This window comes from Porphyromonas levii DSM 23370, from assembly GCF_000379925.1.
Taxonomy (GTDB): Bacteria; Bacteroidota; Bacteroidia; order Bacteroidales; family Porphyromonadaceae; genus Porphyromonas_A; species Porphyromonas_A levii.
The window spans coordinates 68,506-84,799 of record NZ_KB904250.1 but is presented as its reverse complement, the minus strand read 5'-3'; the positions used below and the strand labels follow the sequence as shown (position 1 = coordinate 84,799).

The following is a 16,294-nucleotide window of genomic DNA, read 5'->3' as shown; positions in this document are numbered from 1 at the left end:
GCTTCAGCTCTCTTATTTAGCTTTTTATTTATGAGCGTTTGAAATGGTCTCCAATCAATGAGTTTGTCAATTTGCTCTAGAAACTCATTGCGTGCTCTAGAACTTCTCAATTCGGTAAACACCTCAGTAAATGAGGGTGCATTGTTGCTCGTTTGCTTGAATCCCATAACTATTGTCGCTATAAATCAATACTATATCCTCCCCTTAATTACACAATAAAGATACTAATAATCAATGATATACGCAATAATTTGAGACGGTTTTTCGTGCAACATTCTCTAGTAATGAATACCAATAGGAGAAGCGAGCCTCGGATGGGTACCCCTAGCACGAAGTAGGAGAGCAGAAGTATGGAGGTGATATTCACGAGGGATACCATGAAATAGGGCACTGCCTTGGAGAGCACCATAATAGTGGCATGAGCGGGAGAGGCAAGCAGCAGTTCCATATTGCCCCGCTCTTTTTCTCGGGCGATACTCACGCTAGTCATAATCGTACATAGCACGATGAGCACTAGTCCCATAATGCCAGGGACAAAGTTGTAGCTCGAGCGCATCATAGGATTATACAGCATACGGCTATTGACATTGATGGTATACGGGAGGCTCTTTACTCCTAGCTCTTCCTCCATAATAGAGCCAAATAGGGCTGAGGCATAGCCTACCCGCATCTCCCCAGCATTCGGATCCGACGCATCTACTACCATCTGGAGCTCGGTGGGCTGTTGGCTATAGAGATCTTTATCAAACCCCTCGGGAATCACGAGGTACATATCTAGCTTATTGGCTCTGAGTAGCGCCTCTGCTTCGTAGGTCGTAATCATGCTGTCGTGGAGGATAAAGTCGGGGTTACTCCTGAGTTTTTCCTGTAGCTTCTGTGTGTACCTACTCTCTCCTAGGCTTATAACCGCGGTGCGGATATTGGTGACCTCCATATTGAGTGCGAAGCCGAATAGGAGAATCTCCACTATAGGCATCATGATCAATATCAATAGAGTGTAGGGATCGCGTAAGATATGGATGAACTCCTTCCCTACGAATGCCCAAAACTGGTTGATTAGATTCCCTTTCATTCGGTTCGCCTCCCTTCTTTTGCCACTTGCTTAAATACGGAATCCATATCTTGGGCACCTGTCTCCGCCTTGAGTTGTGCGGGGCTTCCCATTGCTTTGATTTTACCATCGACCATGATAGAGACCCGATCACAATACTCTGCCTCGTCCATGTAGTGCGTGGTAACAAAGACGGTAATCCCTTGCCCATATGCAGCTTCGTAGATGAGTTCCCAAAACTTACGGCGAGTAATAGGGTCTACTCCTCCTGTAGGTTCGTCGAGAAAGACAATCTCGGGCTGGTGGAAGATGGAAATAGAAAAGGCGAGCTTTTGTTTCCACCCTAAGGGCAACTTACTTACTAAGGTATTGCGGTAGTCGTAGAACTCAAGGCGGTGTAGCATCTCATAGGTCTTGGTGCGAATCTCGGAGAGTGGCATACGGTAGATGCCTGCGAAGAGACGGATATTCTCCTTTACCGTGAGGTCGTCGTAGAGTGCAAACTTTTGGCTCATATAGCCTATGTGCTTTTTTATTTCCTCATTCTCCTTCAGGATATCGCATCCCGCTACTTGACCCTCCCCGCTTGTGGGTTTGGAGAGCCCACATAGCATTTTCATAGCAGTGGTCTTACCTGCACCGTTGGCGCCAAGGAAGCCGAATATCTCGCCCTTCTTCACATTGAAGGAGATATTATCCACGGCATAGAAGTCGCCAAATACCTTGGTGAGACCCTCTACCTCTATCACATACTGACTATTCATACGTTCTTGGACATTGAGAGTAGGAGAAAGGCATCCTCTAGTCCGGCCTTAATGCGTCTTACTTTATTGCTCCCTATATGTGCCGCAATCTCGACTTCCGATACACCTTCTTCCGTTGTGATATGAAAAACCTCTCCGAAGGCGAAGCTATTAATCGCCTTGGGGAAGGTGGAAAGTAGTCCGAGTAGCTCTAGGCGATTGTCGCCCCGCACTTCGAATATAGGGTGTGGGTAGTTGTGCTCAAGAGCTTGTGGCGTATCGACAGTGAGGAATTGCCCTTCCTGCATAAAAGCGATGCGATCGCACTGCTTGGCTTCGTCCATATAAGGTGTAGAGACTACGATAGTCACTCCTCGCTTGGCTAGTTTTCGCAGCATATTCCATAGATCTACACGGCTGATAGGATCGATACCAGTAGTAGGCTCGTCAAGGAAAAGCACCTCGGGGCTATGGATAAGCGCACAGGAGAGTGCTAGCTTTTGCTTCATGCCTCCAGAGAGAGAGCGAGCTTTGCGGGTCTTGAAGGGTTCTATCTGACTGTAAATATCCTCTATCAAATGATAGTTCGCCTCAATCGTGGTTCCGAATATCGTGGCAAAGAATTGTAGGTTCTCCTCCACCGAAAGGTCGGGATAGAGAGAAAAGGTGCCAGGCATGTAGCCTATGACTTTGCGGAGTGCCTTGTAATCTTTGTTCGTATCGTGCCCTGCTACTATAGCCTTGCCGCTATCGGGAAGCATAAGAGAGCAAAGGATGCGAAACAGGGTACTCTTGCCGGCTCCATCGGGACCAATCACACCGAAGATTTCTCCCCTCTTTACCAGAAAGGAAAGCCCACCAGGAGCTGTCCCAACACCCACGCGCCCTCCGTCGGGAGAGGGAAAAGTGAGGCTGAGTTCCTCTGCTCGTATCATCTCCTCTCGTAACACGTTATCTTACCTCGCCATACATTCCGATACGGAGGTAGCCATCATTGGGCACCTTTACCTTGATTGCGTAGACCAGATTGGAGCGCTCGTCCTCCGTCTGAACCGTCTTTGGCGTAAACTCTGCTACACTGGATATCCAGGTAATCACGCCTTCATACTGACGTTGTTTGCCCTCCTCGCTATCGACATATACCTTCACTGTATCCCCAAGTTTAAGCTTAGTCAAGCGCTCTCCTTGGACATAAGCACGGAGATACATATCGGAGAGGTTCGCTACTCTGAATAGGGGGCGCCCCTGCCCTGCCAATTCCCCTTTGTGGATATACGTAGCCGTTACTGTGCCATCAATAGGTGTCCTAATCACGGAGCGTGCAATGAGATCCTCTACTTGTGCTACTTGTACATCGATAGCTGAGCTCTGGGCAGATATCTGAGCGTTGCTATTGGAGAGCGTGCTACGGCTTGCTGCCAATTGGCTTTGGAGGGCCGCAATGCCCGTCTCGATATCATCGAGCTGCTTCTGCGTAGCTGCGCCAGCCTCTAATAGCCGAGCAGTCCTCTCACGTTGCGTTCTCAAGTCATCGAGCTGTACCTCGAGGGCTTTGGTCTGAGTGGTCACATTGGGGCTTGCAGCACGTACTCCCCTGCCCGAGCGCAGTAGAGCCTCCTTTTGTAGGTATAGTTGTATGGTATCTATGAGTCCCACCTGCTGACCTTCTCTTAGCACACTACCCTCTTCTACATCCCAAGCAAGCACTTTGCCATTTGCCTCACTAGAGACCAGTACCTCCGTAGCCTCGAAGCTGCCAGAGCCTATCAACGCATCATCGCTGCCCTTACAGCTCACGACGAGCATCACTAGGGCAATCAACGCCAACCCCTTTTTCATAATCCTTTGTTATTCTTTAGGCGGTAGAGCGAGCGTAGGTACTGCAATTGATGTACCTGAGCCGTCTGTTCTGCCGCATGGTAATTACTAATCTGCTGTAGGTAGTCAGTGGTAGAGAGTGTCCCCTCGCTCTCTTGGAGCTTTCCACGCTCCGCAATCCTTTTGTGCAGAGCCAAAATCTCGTTATCCTTATCTACCAACGCTTGGTATTGCTTAGCCTCGGCGCTATATTGTGCCTCTTTGCTTGCTATCTCACGCTCCAATGCCTGTCTCTTTAGCTCAATCAAAAGATTGGTCCCCTCTAGCTTCTTTCGCTGAGTGCTATAGTCGTAGAGCTTCCCAAAGTTCCAACTAAGCGTTACCCCACCTATGGCGAAGGTCTTAGGGTCGGGATCAAGCATATTGAGCCCAGGTCTGCCATATCCTCCTCTGGCAAATAGGGCAATTGTAGGCATACCTTCTGCCTTGTAACTTCGCCAAATGGCATCCGCATTCTTTAGCTGAGCATCGAGCATCCTATGCTCAGCGCGCTGAGGTGCCAAGCGACTCTCCTCTGCCAAGGAAAGTATTGGTGCAGCCGGTACTGTAGCTCGTGTATCTGCCGAAAGCTCCATACCCGTGTAGATGCCCAATGTCTCTAGCACAGCTTGGTGGCTCAGCTGCAGTTGCTCACTAGCTTGTTCGGCTTTCAGTTGTTCTACTTTCACGAAGTCAAGGTCGCTCTCCGTCGCTACCCCATTAGCGAGTGCCGAGGAGACCCTCTGCTCTTGTCGGGCTAGCTCATCTATCAATATCTGTTGCAGCTCCTGCTGTTTCTCCAGCATCAATAGGGAGAAGTAAAGCTCTGTTACGCCCTCCTCTACCTTCTGGAGCTGGACATCTACGTCTGCTTGCTGTACTTTCGTCTCTGCCTTTATCCGATGAGTGCCAGCCTTAACCCTGCCACCATCCCATAGTAATTGCGTTGCCTGAATATACGCTTGGTATTGCAGCTTGGGTATTTCTGGTAAGTCCAGCAGCATTGGGGGCATTCCTGGTATCTGGGGCATTGGCACATCTAGTTCTGTAACATGGCTCTGAAAGGTTGCCCGTCCCTCTAGTGAAAGCTGTGGAATATAGGCGTACCAAAGGGCTTTGCTAAGATTCTCCCCTATCCTTTGCTGAACCTTCTTCTGCTGCAATAGGGGGAAGTTCTTGCGGGTTTGCTCTAAGCACTCCTCCAGAGTAATACTCTGGGCAACAGCCCCTAGTGGTAAGAGCAATGCAAGCAAAATCAAAAGTAAGCATTTCATTTCCTCTCTATGTATAAATAGCTGTAGACTAGCCCAACGAATATCGAACCTCCCACTATATTGCCAAGGGTAGCAGGGATAAGATTATTCCAAAACAATTGAACAATACTAACGTCGGCTCCACACATCATCCCCATAGGGATATAAAACATATTGGCTACACTATGCTCGTAGCCAAGTGTTACAAAAACCATCACCGGTAGCCATAGCCCCACAAGCCTTCCTAGCATCTCTTGCGAACTAAGCCCAAGCCAAACGGCAAGGCATACGAGCCAATTGGCTCCTATTCCCTTGAAGAAAATAGTAGACCATGGAAGAGATACTTTGCTCTTGGCGGTACTGACGATTGCACTCACCCATGGTTCGGATGCCAGCATCCCTGTTTGCTGTACAAGTAGGTAGCATAGGAGTAATGCCCCCACAAGATTGGTCAGCCACACGATTCCCCAATTCTTCGCAAGATATCCCCATGGGATTATCCTCTTTCTTGCCCCTGTTACTAGGTAAGCAGTATTACCAGTAAAGAGCTCACCACCCACCAATATGATTAGTATTAATCCCACGGGAAAGAGTACACCCTGAATCAGTTTTACCAACGCTGGATTACCCTCCGTAATATATGGCATTCCGTGGGAAACATAAAAGGAGAGCCATCCTCCGAGTGCAATATAGGCGCCACCCAATACGCCCAAGAGAGCCAACTTTACGGCTGGGGTATTGTACTTTTTGAGCGCCATCCCCTCGGTGAGCTTTAGTACTTCGTTTGGCGTATTATACATTATCATTGAATCCTTTATGTTATAGGACAAAGATACTAAAGATATCCCCAATAGCAAGCCATACCAAGAGAGGTGTCCCGAAATCATATTTCAGGTACACCTCTCTCACTAATTAGTAATAGACGAAAAGAGATTAGAAAAAGACCTCCTTAAGCCTATCTACAAGGGTTAATTCCTCCCAAGGGAATAGCTCTACTTCCATATCGATTGGTTCGCCATAAGGGTTCTCGAAGTGCTTCTGTGTCTTGCGAGGGGTGCGACCCATGTGCCCGTAAGCAGCGCTTTCCTGATAGATAGGTTGCTTGAGGCGGAGCGACTCCACGATACTATACGGACGGAGGTCGTATACCTCCTTGAGCTTTTCAGCAATCTCCTCGTCGCTGAGGTCTACATGACTCCTTCCATAGGTGTCTACAAATAGGCTCACCGGCTCCGCAATCCCAATGGCGTAAGCCACCTGTATCTTCACTTCGTCGGCTACACCCGCTGCTACTAAGTTCTTCGCAAGGTACCGAGCTGCATAAGCAGCCGAACGGTCTACTTTCGAACTGTCTTTTCCGCTAAAGGCACCACCACCATGAGACGCCTTACCACCATAGGTATCAACAATGATCTTACGACCCGTCAGCCCTGTGTCTCCTGCTGGACCCCCTATAACGAACTTCCCAGTAGGATTGACATGAAGAATCACCTTACTATCGAATAGCTTCTGCACCTCGGAACTATACTTCTCCACCACTCTTGGGAGTAGTATGGAGTGGATGTCCTTCTTGATACGATCCTGCATCATTCGGTCTGCTTCAGCTTGGGATAGACCTGCATGAGACCTCACGAACTCATCGTGCTGTGTGCTCACCACGATAGTATGCACACGCTTAGGTGTACGATCGAGGTTGTACTCAAGCGTCACCTGGCTCTTAGCATCGGGACGAAGGTAAGGCATCAGCTCTGGTTCCTCTTTGCGTATCTTGGTCAGCTCTTGGAGTATCGTGTGTGAAAGCTCTATTGGCAAGGGCATGTAGGTGTCGCTCTCATTATTGGCGTAGCCAAACATCATGCCCTGATCGCCAGCGCCCTGATCCCTTACATCCTCACGCACTACACCACGGTGGATATCTGGGCTTTGCTCACTGATCGCAGTGAGGATGCCGCACGAATTACCATCGAAGAGGTACTCTCCTTTATTGTAACCAATCTGGTTGATTACCCCACGTACTACCGAAGGGATATCGACATACGCATTAGACGAAATTTCACCCGAAATCACCACCTGACCTGTGGTCACTAGTGTTTCGCATGCTACCTTACTATCGGGATCTAGTGCCAAGAAATGATCCAAGATAGCATCGGATATCTGATCCGCTACTTTGTCTGGATGTCCTTCGCTTACCGATTCGGAAGTAAATAAATAACTCATAACTCCTCCTTTTATTTCATTATACGCCAGCACAACCGAGAGAGAAGTAAAGAAAGCCAAAAGAGATACTCAGACCCTGTATATCGTATATATTAATGGTGCGCTGAGCCACTCATTTAGCATTTTTTACCGTGGTTGCAAGCAAGCCCAAATCTCTCCACGACCACCACTGACGATGGTTATTAAAACAAATACGCCACAAAGGTACTAAAAACTCCAATATGGAGATACTTCTCCTTAGCCAAAATGCTATCGGCGAAGAGCATATCGTCTTCGGTACTTTAGCGAGGGGCTATGGTTACTCCCTAGAGTAGCGTCAGTCCCTCAGGCGAGGAACTCTAGTTCCTCCCGCGAGAGACTCTAGTTCCTCCCCATAATAAACTCTAGTTCCTTCCGCTAGGGACTTTCTTCGCTCCCTAGAGTAGCTTCAGGCACTTACGGTAGAGGAAGTGGTGGGACTAGCAACTAATACAAAGACGAAGCGCACTGCCTACTTTTATGTAGGATAGTGCGCTTCGTCTAAATCCTTACGCAGAAATGTCGCTGTTGTAAATAGAGGCTTTGATCTCACTCAGAAAGCTCCGCTACGAAGCCCTCAGCATCGTGGTAGGCACCGCTCATCACTTCTTCTACTACGCCACCTATCATCCCTGCCATAGCTCCATTATTCATGCGCGATACGTAGGTGCGACCATCGGACTTCTCATAGATAGAAATGCGGCAGGGCATCAGACTGGAGTAGATGCGCAGACTGTCTTCGGAGAGCATCCGACTCGCATACACAGGGTTGCAGAGCTCCACGACCTTGATGGGCAACACGGAGTAGCCATTCTTGGTCATGGTCTCTTGCATATCGTGAGTATGAGTAATGCGCCACCCTTTGGCAGAGATAATCTCGCCTAACTTCTCCACCGTTTCATCGAAACCGTACTTGCTACGGCTCTCTTGGAACATATCCTTTATCATATCTTATTATCCTTTATCATTAATACAACTGTGTAGGTATAACGGATAAGCACAAAGGATTGTTCGGTAGGAGTCTTTATTACTTTAGCTTCTCAATCGCCTCAGCCATTGCAGCTTTCACCTCTGGTTCGGTCTCTTTGTCGTGCGCAATCTCTAGGTCGGGCAGATACATACGGTAGAGCGACCAGCCGAGCCAGTTAGCTACTGCAAGGCGCATCTCGGGGCGTTTGTCGAAGATTAGCCCTTGTATCCATCGCTTGGCATCCCATGAATTATGCTGCATCAGCCAGTCGAGTGCCTTGAGTTGTGCTTCGGTACTGCCATAGAGGAAGGTCTGGAAACTCTCGCTCTCCTTTTGCCTACGCTCTTCGGTCATCAGTATCTCTTGCCCGAACTTAGAGGGATCCACAAACTTACTATTGAGCTGTGGCTCTACTTGCCGAGGTGCAACCCCGTGTACCATCTTGGAGATCATCCACTGCATGCCAGGGGTGGCCTCTGGATGCCCTACCACAGAAGCGGTCTTGCCCTTGCCATATTGGGCAATGTAGAGGAAGCTCTTGCCATTGGTCATATCCACAGGTGCATTGCCCTCCACGTGCACATCGCTCTCCATAGTAGCAAAGCTTGTGTACTTGGTCTTGCTCTCAGGGTTAGGCAATACCACAGGTCCTTCATAGTACATTATATATAAGGTGTCTTGGCCTGCTACCTCGGGAAATAGTCCCTTGCCCTCTTCTGTGAGAGTAACCTTGGCAATCCCGCGTCCGCGGTTGTCATGCTCTATATCATGTGCTTGAGCCCCGCTCATAGCTAGAGAAGCATACTCAGGGGTGTCGGTGATGAGATAAGCGCCAGCGCAAATGCCGACATATCCTCCGCCATCACGAACAAATTGCTGTACTGCTTCACGTCCGCTTGAGCCTATGTTGAGGTACTGACGGCTACCCCCTCCACCTGGAACGATGAGGACATCGACTTCGGAGAGTTGTCCATCGGCAATATCTTTCGTGGTGAGTAGGCGCGCCTCCAGAGAGCTATCCATTCCCACCGCTGCCATAGTCTCCCATACGCAGGTCTCAGAACCTCCATGACCTTGGAATACTGCTACCTGTAGCTTGTCGCCCTTTTGTGTAGTTGTCTCTTGCTCTTGACTTTCACCACCGCATGCTACTAGTAGTAGAGCTACTACTGATGCAAGAAACATCATTGTTCTTTTCATAAGTCTGTATTATCGTATTAAGTTAAGTATAGCTTTGGCTGTTGCTACAGATGGAGTGGTCTCTGTCTGTAGCTTTTGGCGGACTTCTCGATATCCGCTCATCATCTGTGCGCGCTCATAACCACCAGATAGTAGAGGGCTGAGGGCACTCCATATTTTCTCCTCTCGGAATAACCCGCCATAAAGTTCGCTTACGACCTCTCTCCCTGCTACAAGATTCACTAATGAGATAAAGGGCGTAGAAAAGAAACGTTCGAAGACAAAATTGGCTAGCCTCCCCGCCTTGTGCGCATAGCATACGACTTGAGGTGTGCCTATGAGGGCAGTCTCGAGTGTAGCGGTGCCGCTCGTAACAAGGGCGGCTCTAGCACCATGCAGTATGCCGTAGGTATTGCCTATGACCAGTTCTGCTCTATCGCCAAGGGTGCCGTATACTTCTTTGGGGAGGTCTGAAGTGCCTGCAACCTTGATGCGCATGTCGGGAAAGCTACTCGCAACCTGTAGCATAGTGGGGAGGTTTAGTTCTACTTCTGACCGACGGCTGCCAGGAAGCAACGCTATATAGGGAGATTCCTCTTTGGTAACTGCCTGGGAGAGGTATTCGTCTATCTCCTCCATGGATGGATTGCCTACATACTGCACCTGTGGTAGTTGATGCTCCTGAAAGAAGGAAACTTCGAAGGGGAAGATAGAAAGGACTAGGTCTGTATGGCTTCGGAGAGTCTTGATACGCCCTTTTTTCCAAGCCCATACCTTGGGTGGGATATAGTAGGCAATCTTGGTGTTAGGCAGATGTTCCCTCACGAAAGGCAGAATGTAGCGAAAGCAAAACCCTGCGTAATCGACACACACTACCACATCAGGACGGTGGCGTAATAGTCCTTCCTGCACTTGGCGCGCAGCCTGCCGAATCTTATTGATATTCTTCAGCACATCTAGTACCCCCATATAAGCAAGGCTCTCGGAGGCAACTATACAGTCGCCGCCAAGAACCCTCATTTTTGCTCCACCCATATAGGCGAAGTGCGCTTCGGTGTCGAGCGAAGAAAGTGCTCCCATTACCGTGGAGGTATGGAGGTCACCGCTCGCTTCACCAGCCACGAAGAAGTACTTCATATCACTCGTCCCAGTGCTTTATATTCTGTATAAACTCGTAGTCCGTAACATCGATATTACAGGGCACCAGAGTAGCATACCCCTTATCGATTAGGGGGACATCCCAGTTCTGATTTACTGGCTCGGAGAGCTGAATCTCCCCAGATAGCCAATAGACATCGCGTCCGGTGGGAGTTGTCTGCCGTACATATTCCCCTACATAGCGCCCCTCGGCCTGACTACAGACACGTAACCCGCGTACCTCTGGTACACAAGGGACATTGACATTGAGATAAACCCCCTTGGGGAGCCCCTCCTTGAGTATCTTGCGGGCTATGCTACGAGCAAAGCGGCAGCTATCTAGGTAGTCACTCTCCTGTTTGCCATCGATGAGCGATACAGCAAAGGAAGGGATGCCAAAGATAGTCCCCTCGATAGCGGCACCTAGTGTGCCAGAGTAGTTGACAGCAATACCCTCATTCCCGCCGTGGTTGATGCCAGCAACCACAAGATTAGGGAGTACAGGTACGATCTCATTGAGCGCTAGCTTGACACAGTCAGCAGGTGTGCCGCTACAGCTATATATGGTAAGTCCGGGCTCTGTAAGTACGAGGTTGTAATGGATAGGTACAGAGGTGGTAATCGCACTTGATGCTCCACTGCGAGGCCCATCGGGTGCTATCACGACAATATCTCCCAAGTCTCTAAGCGCAGTATATAGCTCCACGAGTCCCTTAGCAAATACCCCATCGTCATTGCTAACGAGTATCAGCGGTCTCTTTGCTATCATGGCTTTACGATCTCAAGTAGTTCGATGGTGAATATCAGGGTAGAGAAGGCAGGTATTGTATAGCCTCTAGAGTAAGCTCCATAGCCTAGTTGCTGAGGAACGACTATCTCCCACTTATCACCTACATTCATAGATTGGAGCGCATATTGTACGCCAGGGATAAGCGCATTGACCTGAGAGACGAGTTCGCCATCAGCTTGGAAGACCTCTCCAGAGATCAGTCTACCACTCAGCTGAGTCCTCACGGTACTCTCTTGGTATGGGTATGCCTTGCTTGTTCCAGGGGCAAGCACCTTGTAGTAAATAGGGTGTTCAGCATTGAGGAAGACGAGTTTTTTATACTCCGTTCCCTTATCTACCTTCTCAATGAAGGCATCATTATCCTTTTTGTACTGCGTCTCCTCTCTTGGTTGTAGAGCATTGTCACAACTCGCAAGTAGTAGCATCGCTACTACTGAGGCTAGGACTAAAAACAACTTATTTCTCATATCTTCTTTAGTAGCGATTGCATACTCACTCTATCCTCTATCATGCTGCGTAGTTCGCCGATAGGCACGCGTTCCTGCTCCATACTATCACGGTGACGAATAGTAACGCTGCCATCCTCTAGGCTATCGTGGTCTACAGTGATACAGAAAGGTGTGCCGAGCGCATCCTGACGGCGATAGCGCTTACCGATAGAGTCTTTCTCATCGTAGTCACATGGGAAGTAGAACTTCAGATCATCCACAATCTGCCTTGCTAGTTCTGGTAGACCATCCTTGCGTACCAGTGGAAGCACAGCTACCTTTTTAGGCGCCAATGCAGGTGGTAGGTGGAGTACTACACGGCTCTCGCCACCCTCCAACTGCTCCTCCTCATAACTACCGAAGAGCACGCTTAGGAATAGACGGTCCACACCGATAGAGGTCTCCACAACATAAGGTACGTAGCTCTCCCCACGTTCTGGGTCGAAGTAGCGCAGCTTCTTGCCTGAGAACTCCTCGTGCCTACTGAGGTCGAAGTCGGTGCGAGAGTGAATGCCCTCTACCTCCTTAAAGCCAAAGGACATCTCAAACTCTATATCTGTAGCGGCATTGGCATAGTGCGCAAGCTTGTCGTGGTCGTGGAAACGGTACTTGTTATCGCCAAGCCCCAAAGCCTTGTGCCAGCGAAGACGGCGCTCCTTCCAGGTTTGGAACCAATCTAGTTCTGTACCAGGCGCTACGAAGAACTGCATCTCCATCTGCTCAAACTCCCTCATTCGGAAGATGAATTGGCGTGCCACAATCTCATTACGGAAGGCTTTACCAATCTGTGCTATACCAAATGGTATCTTCATGCGACCGCTCTTCTGCACGTTTAGGTAGTTGACAAAGATACCCTGAGCGGTCTCTGGACGAAGGTACACCTTCATGGCGCCGTCGGCAGTAGAGCCCATCTCGGTGGCGAACATCAGGTTGAACTGACGGACATCTGTCCACTCCTTACTGCCGCTGATAGGATCCACGATCTCGCAGTCATCTATCAACTGCTTGAGCCCAGCAAGATCGTTTTCCTCTAGGGCTTTCACAAAGCGACTGTGGATAGCATCATAATCTGCCTGATATTGCAGTACACGTGCATTGGTTGCACGGAACTGAGCTTCGTCGAAGGCATCGCCAAATCGCTTAGCTGCCTTCTCCACCTCCTTTGTTATCTTACCCTGAATCTTCTCAAGGTGCTCCTCCATCAGGACATCAGCACGGTAACGCTTCTTGGATACCTTGTTATCAATCAATGGATCATTGAAAGCATCTACGTGGCCAGAGGCTTTCCAGATAGTGGGGTGCATAAATATCGCAGAGTCGATACCCACTACATTGTCATTGAGTAGCGTCATAGACTCCCACCAGTAGCGCTTGATATTATTTTTTAGCTCTACACCATTCTGACCATAGTCATACACCGCCCCCAGTCCGTCGTAAATCTCCGAAGAAGGGAATACGAATCCATACTCCTTACAGTGTGCTATTATCTTCTTAAATAGATTGTCGTCACTTTGCTGTGCCATTTTCTTTCTCTATGTCCTTGTCTATATTATACTATATGCCACAAAGATACCCATTTCTCGCCTAATCACCTACTCCCTTGCAGCGCATCCTAGACGTTAACTTATTTCAGTACATGACATTATTTGGTATCTTTGTGTAAAAGAATAAATAGGAGTAATATGGAGAGTAGGCAGATTCATATCATTAATGGTCCGAACCTTAACCTTTTGGGTGGAAGGGAGCCGGATATTTACGGTTCTACTCCCTTTGAGGAGTATTTAGAGCGCCTAAGAGACCTGTACCCAGCATGGGAATTGGTCTACTATCAAAGCAATCACGAAGGCGATTTGATCGATTACATGCAAAGCCAAGCACCCTATTCGCATGGGATGATTATCAATGCTGGCGCCCTGTCGCACTACTCTTATGCCCTCCAAGATACCATTAGGGCGATAGACTGCCCAGTGGTAGAGGTGCACATCAGTAATATAGCTACGCGTGAAGCGCACCGACATATTACCCTCCTAAGTGAGGTCTGTGTGGGGATGATGATGGGATTCGGACTGGACGGATACCGCCTCGCCGTGGCACACTTGATATCAAGGAGATAAATTTAATCAATGACACTTATGGACAAAAGGACAAAGATTGTAGCAACGATTTCGGATAAGAGGTGTGAGCCCTCCTTTATCCGCCGACTGGTAGAAGAGGGTATCAATGTGGTGCGTCTCAATTCTGCACATATTAATAAGGAGGGTTTCGATCGACTAGTGGATAACATCCGTTCCGTGGCTCCCGATATTCCTATCCTTATCGATACCAAGGGGGCAGAGATACGTACCACTCGATTTGAGCAAGATGTGCATCTATGCACGGGGTGCAAGGTTACTATCGTTGCAGACCCCAACGATATCTCTACTGCCAATCGTATATGTGTCAATTACGAAAACTTCGTCAGAGATGTGCCTGTAGGCGCTCGTGTACTTATTGATGACGGAGAGGTGGAGCTGCGCGTACTGGATAAGGATGAGCACCAGCTCTATTGTGAGGTAGAGAACGATGGTGAACTAGGGTCTAGAAAAAGCGTAAATGTCCCAGATGTACATATCGATTTGCCCTCGGTGAGTCAGCGTGACCACGACTTCATCCTCTATGCCATAGAGCGTGAGATTGCCTTTATCGCTCACTCCTTTGTGCGTAATCGTGCCGATGTAGAAGCGGTTCAGAAGGTGCTCGATGAGCATGGAGGTCAAGGTATAAAGGTTATTTCGAAGATCGAAAACCAAGAAGGCGTTGATAATATAGAGGAGATTTTGGATGCCAGCTATGGTATCATGGTTGCTCGTGGAGACCTCGGTATTGAGATTGATTTCGAGAAGATTCCAGCGCTCCAATCGGATCTAATCCATCGTGCTATCCTAAAAAAGAAGCCTGTGATAGTTGCCACCCAGATGCTCCATACTATGATTCATTACCCTCGTCCTACAAGAGCAGAGGTGTCCGATGTGTCGGGTGCTATCATGATGAATACAGATGCGGTGATGCTCAGTGGTGAGACGGCTTACGGTAAGTACCCAGCTGAGGCCGTTAGGACTATGGCAAGAATCATCAAGGAGGCAGAGCGGCACCAAAAAGATAGGGGAGGAGTGAAGCTGAAGAAAGGTGAGGATGATGTGGTAGACGTCACTAGCTATCTGGCTAAGTACACTGTGAAGTCTACGTCGAAGCTAGGGGTAAAGGCGATTGTTACCGATGTGGTTTCGGGTAGGTGCGCTCGTAATCTTAGCGCTTACCGTGGTGAGGCTCCGATATATGCGATATGCCAAGATGCAAGAGTCGCTAGACAACTCAACCTTTCCTATGGTATCTATCCTATTTATCAAAGCCACGAGGGTTACACCCGCCGACAGTATTATGCCAAGGCGCTAGAAATACTTCTGAATAAGGGACTTTTGGAGCTAGACGATATGATTGCCTACATCGGCGGTACGCTGAAAGATGAAGTCGGTACCACTAGTTTGGATATCAGCAGGGTGCGAGACGTATTGGAGTATTTCGCTTCTACCCAAGACCAAAGATGATAGAGCGACTAGAGGAGCTGGCGAGGGAGGAGTACATAAGAGCGCACTCCTCTGCCGAGCTTGCCGTGCTACATGAGATAGCGAGGGAAGCTAATTTCTCTCTTACGCATCCTCGCATGGTCTCAGGTCACATACAAGGTCTATTCTTGAGCATGATGGTAGAGCTCCTTCAGCCTGCTAGGGTGCTGGAGATAGGGACATTTATCGGGTACGCTACGATATGTCTTGCTAATGGATTGCCCGAGGGTGGGCGCCTCACCACGATCGAAGTGAATGACGAGCTACGCCAACGCATTGAGAAGAATCTAGAGAGAGCGGGGGTGAGGGATAAAGTAGAGCTGAGGATAGACGATGCTCTCAAAGCTCTTGAGAGCCTCCCGATAGAGGAGTTCTCCCTCGTGTATCTCGATGCCAATAAAGCTCAATACCCCGAGTATTACGAGATACTTTCCCGAAGATTACCCAAGGGAGCGCTTATTCTGGCGGATAATACACTGTGGGGAGGTAAGCTGTGGCAGGAGGAGCACCACGATCCTCAGACAGTGGGCATAAGGCGGTTCAATCAAATGGTAGCCGAGGATCCACGCGTGGATAAGGTACTGATGCCTGTAAGGGATGGTCTAACAATGATAAGGATAAAGTAATGGATGCACTTAGGACAAAGAAAGTAGCACGAGAGATACAGAAGCAATTGGGGATATTATTTCACGAGGAGACTCGTAAGACTAAGGGGGTAATGATTTCAGTAACTGAGGTCAGACTAAGTCCCGACCTCAGTAGCGCACGAGTATTCCTCAGTATCTTCCCAGATGCCCGTGCAGAGGAGATGATGGAGTCAATCAAGGAAAATACGCCTACTGTGCGCTATGATCTAGGGAGGAAGATGGCGTCTCAATTGAGGCATATCCCTGAGCTTATCTTCGAACTAGATACCAGCGAAGCCTACGCCCAAAGGATTGATGAGCTATTGGGTATCTCCAATAACCCTGCTGACAAAGAGTAGCGCT

17 protein-coding genes are annotated in these 16,294 nt (G+C 48.8%); 4 read left to right on the top strand and 13 right to left on the bottom strand.

Features of this window, described 5'->3' with window-relative positions; all coding sequences use genetic code 11:
• Nucleotides 1-208: 208 nt before the first annotated feature.
• The 13 genes from A3GG_RS11950 to A3GG_RS0105365 all read right to left on the bottom strand — a co-directional run bounded on the left by A3GG_RS11950 (nucleotide 209) and on the right by A3GG_RS0105365 (nucleotide 13,226).
• Nucleotides 209-1,072 (bottom strand): ABC transporter permease, encoded by an 864-nt coding sequence (locus tag A3GG_RS11950; protein ID WP_018358309.1) that lies wholly within the window; start codon nucleotides 1,070-1,072, stop codon nucleotides 209-211.
• A complete protein-coding gene (locus A3GG_RS0105425; RefSeq protein WP_018358308.1) occupies nucleotides 1,069-1,815 on the bottom strand; it encodes an ABC transporter ATP-binding protein in 747 nt (248 codons plus the stop codon). Before A3GG_RS0105425 ends, A3GG_RS11950 begins: the two co-directional genes overlap by 4 nt.
• Complete coding sequence (locus A3GG_RS0105420) at nucleotides 1,812-2,729, bottom strand: ABC transporter ATP-binding protein (protein WP_018358307.1); 918 nt, start codon at nucleotides 2,727-2,729, stop codon at nucleotides 1,812-1,814. The genes A3GG_RS0105425 and A3GG_RS0105420 overlap by 4 nt, the downstream gene beginning before the upstream one ends.
• Nucleotides 2,730-2,745: 16 nt before the next feature.
• The gene (locus A3GG_RS0105415; protein WP_018358306.1) at nucleotides 2,746-3,633 is read right to left on the bottom strand and encodes an HlyD family secretion protein; all 888 of its coding nucleotides are present in this window, start codon (nucleotides 3,631-3,633) and stop codon (nucleotides 2,746-2,748) included.
• Entirely contained in the window at nucleotides 3,630-4,925 is a 1,296-nt protein-coding gene (locus A3GG_RS0105410; RefSeq protein WP_018358305.1) for a TolC family protein, read from the bottom strand. The genes A3GG_RS0105415 and A3GG_RS0105410 overlap by 4 nt, the downstream gene beginning before the upstream one ends.
• Nucleotides 4,922-5,704 carry a formate/nitrite transporter family protein gene (locus A3GG_RS0105405; protein WP_018358304.1) on the bottom strand — a complete coding sequence of 261 codons (783 nt, stop codon included), beginning with the start codon at nucleotides 5,702-5,704 and terminating at the stop codon, nucleotides 4,922-4,924. Before A3GG_RS0105405 ends, A3GG_RS0105410 begins: the two co-directional genes overlap by 4 nt.
• Before the next feature lie 133 nt (nucleotides 5,705-5,837).
• Nucleotides 5,838-7,121 (bottom strand): methionine adenosyltransferase, encoded by a 1,284-nt coding sequence (gene metK / locus A3GG_RS0105400; RefSeq protein ID WP_018358303.1) that lies wholly within the window; start codon nucleotides 7,119-7,121, stop codon nucleotides 5,838-5,840.
• 567 nt (nucleotides 7,122-7,688) lie between these two features.
• Nucleotides 7,689-8,087 (bottom strand): DUF302 domain-containing protein, encoded by a 399-nt coding sequence (locus A3GG_RS0105390; RefSeq protein WP_018358301.1) that lies wholly within the window; start codon nucleotides 8,085-8,087, stop codon nucleotides 7,689-7,691.
• A 79-nt stretch (nucleotides 8,088-8,166) separates the two neighbouring features.
• On the bottom strand, nucleotides 8,167-9,309 hold the full coding sequence (locus A3GG_RS0105385) for a BPL-N domain-containing protein (protein ID WP_026215650.1): 1,143 nt from the start codon (nucleotides 9,307-9,309) through the stop codon (nucleotides 8,167-8,169).
• Nucleotides 9,310-9,318: 9 nt separating this feature from the next.
• Nucleotides 9,319-10,425 (bottom strand): lipid-A-disaccharide synthase, encoded by a 1,107-nt coding sequence (lpxB, locus tag A3GG_RS0105380; protein WP_018358299.1) that lies wholly within the window; start codon nucleotides 10,423-10,425, stop codon nucleotides 9,319-9,321.
• Between the two features lies 1 nt (nucleotide 10,426).
• Complete coding sequence (gene surE / locus A3GG_RS0105375) at nucleotides 10,427-11,194, bottom strand: 5'/3'-nucleotidase SurE (protein ID WP_018358298.1); 768 nt, start codon at nucleotides 11,192-11,194, stop codon at nucleotides 10,427-10,429.
• The gene (gene bamJ / locus A3GG_RS0105370) at nucleotides 11,191-11,682 is read right to left on the bottom strand and encodes a BamJ family beta-barrel-assembly machinery protein (RefSeq protein ID WP_018358297.1); all 492 of its coding nucleotides are present in this window, start codon (nucleotides 11,680-11,682) and stop codon (nucleotides 11,191-11,193) included. The genes surE and bamJ overlap by 4 nt, the downstream gene beginning before the upstream one ends.
• Nucleotides 11,679-13,226 carry a glycine--tRNA ligase gene (locus A3GG_RS0105365; RefSeq protein ID WP_018358296.1) on the bottom strand — a complete coding sequence of 516 codons (1,548 nt, stop codon included), beginning with the start codon at nucleotides 13,224-13,226 and terminating at the stop codon, nucleotides 11,679-11,681. Before A3GG_RS0105365 ends, bamJ begins: the two co-directional genes overlap by 4 nt.
• Before the next feature lie 159 nt (nucleotides 13,227-13,385).
• Between A3GG_RS0105365 and A3GG_RS0105360 the strand changes: the two genes are divergently transcribed.
• The 4 genes from A3GG_RS0105360 to rbfA are packed head-to-tail and all read left to right on the top strand — an operon-like array spanning nucleotide 13,386 to nucleotide 16,290.
• Nucleotides 13,386-13,817 (top strand): type II 3-dehydroquinate dehydratase, encoded by a 432-nt coding sequence (locus A3GG_RS0105360; protein WP_018358295.1) that lies wholly within the window; start codon nucleotides 13,386-13,388, stop codon nucleotides 13,815-13,817.
• An 18-nt stretch (nucleotides 13,818-13,835) separates the two neighbouring features.
• Nucleotides 13,836-15,287 carry a pyruvate kinase gene (gene pyk / locus A3GG_RS0105355; RefSeq protein ID WP_026215649.1) on the top strand — a complete coding sequence of 484 codons (1,452 nt, stop codon included), beginning with the start codon at nucleotides 13,836-13,838 and terminating at the stop codon, nucleotides 15,285-15,287.
• Nucleotides 15,284-15,931 carry an O-methyltransferase gene (locus A3GG_RS0105350; RefSeq protein WP_018358293.1) on the top strand — a complete coding sequence of 216 codons (648 nt, stop codon included), beginning with the start codon at nucleotides 15,284-15,286 and terminating at the stop codon, nucleotides 15,929-15,931. Before pyk ends, A3GG_RS0105350 begins: the two co-directional genes overlap by 4 nt.
• On the top strand, nucleotides 15,931-16,290 hold the full coding sequence (gene rbfA, locus A3GG_RS0105345) for a 30S ribosome-binding factor RbfA (RefSeq protein ID WP_018358292.1): 360 nt from the start codon (nucleotides 15,931-15,933) through the stop codon (nucleotides 16,288-16,290). Before A3GG_RS0105350 ends, rbfA begins: the two co-directional genes overlap by 1 nt.
• Nucleotides 16,291-16,294: the final 4 nt, after the last annotated feature.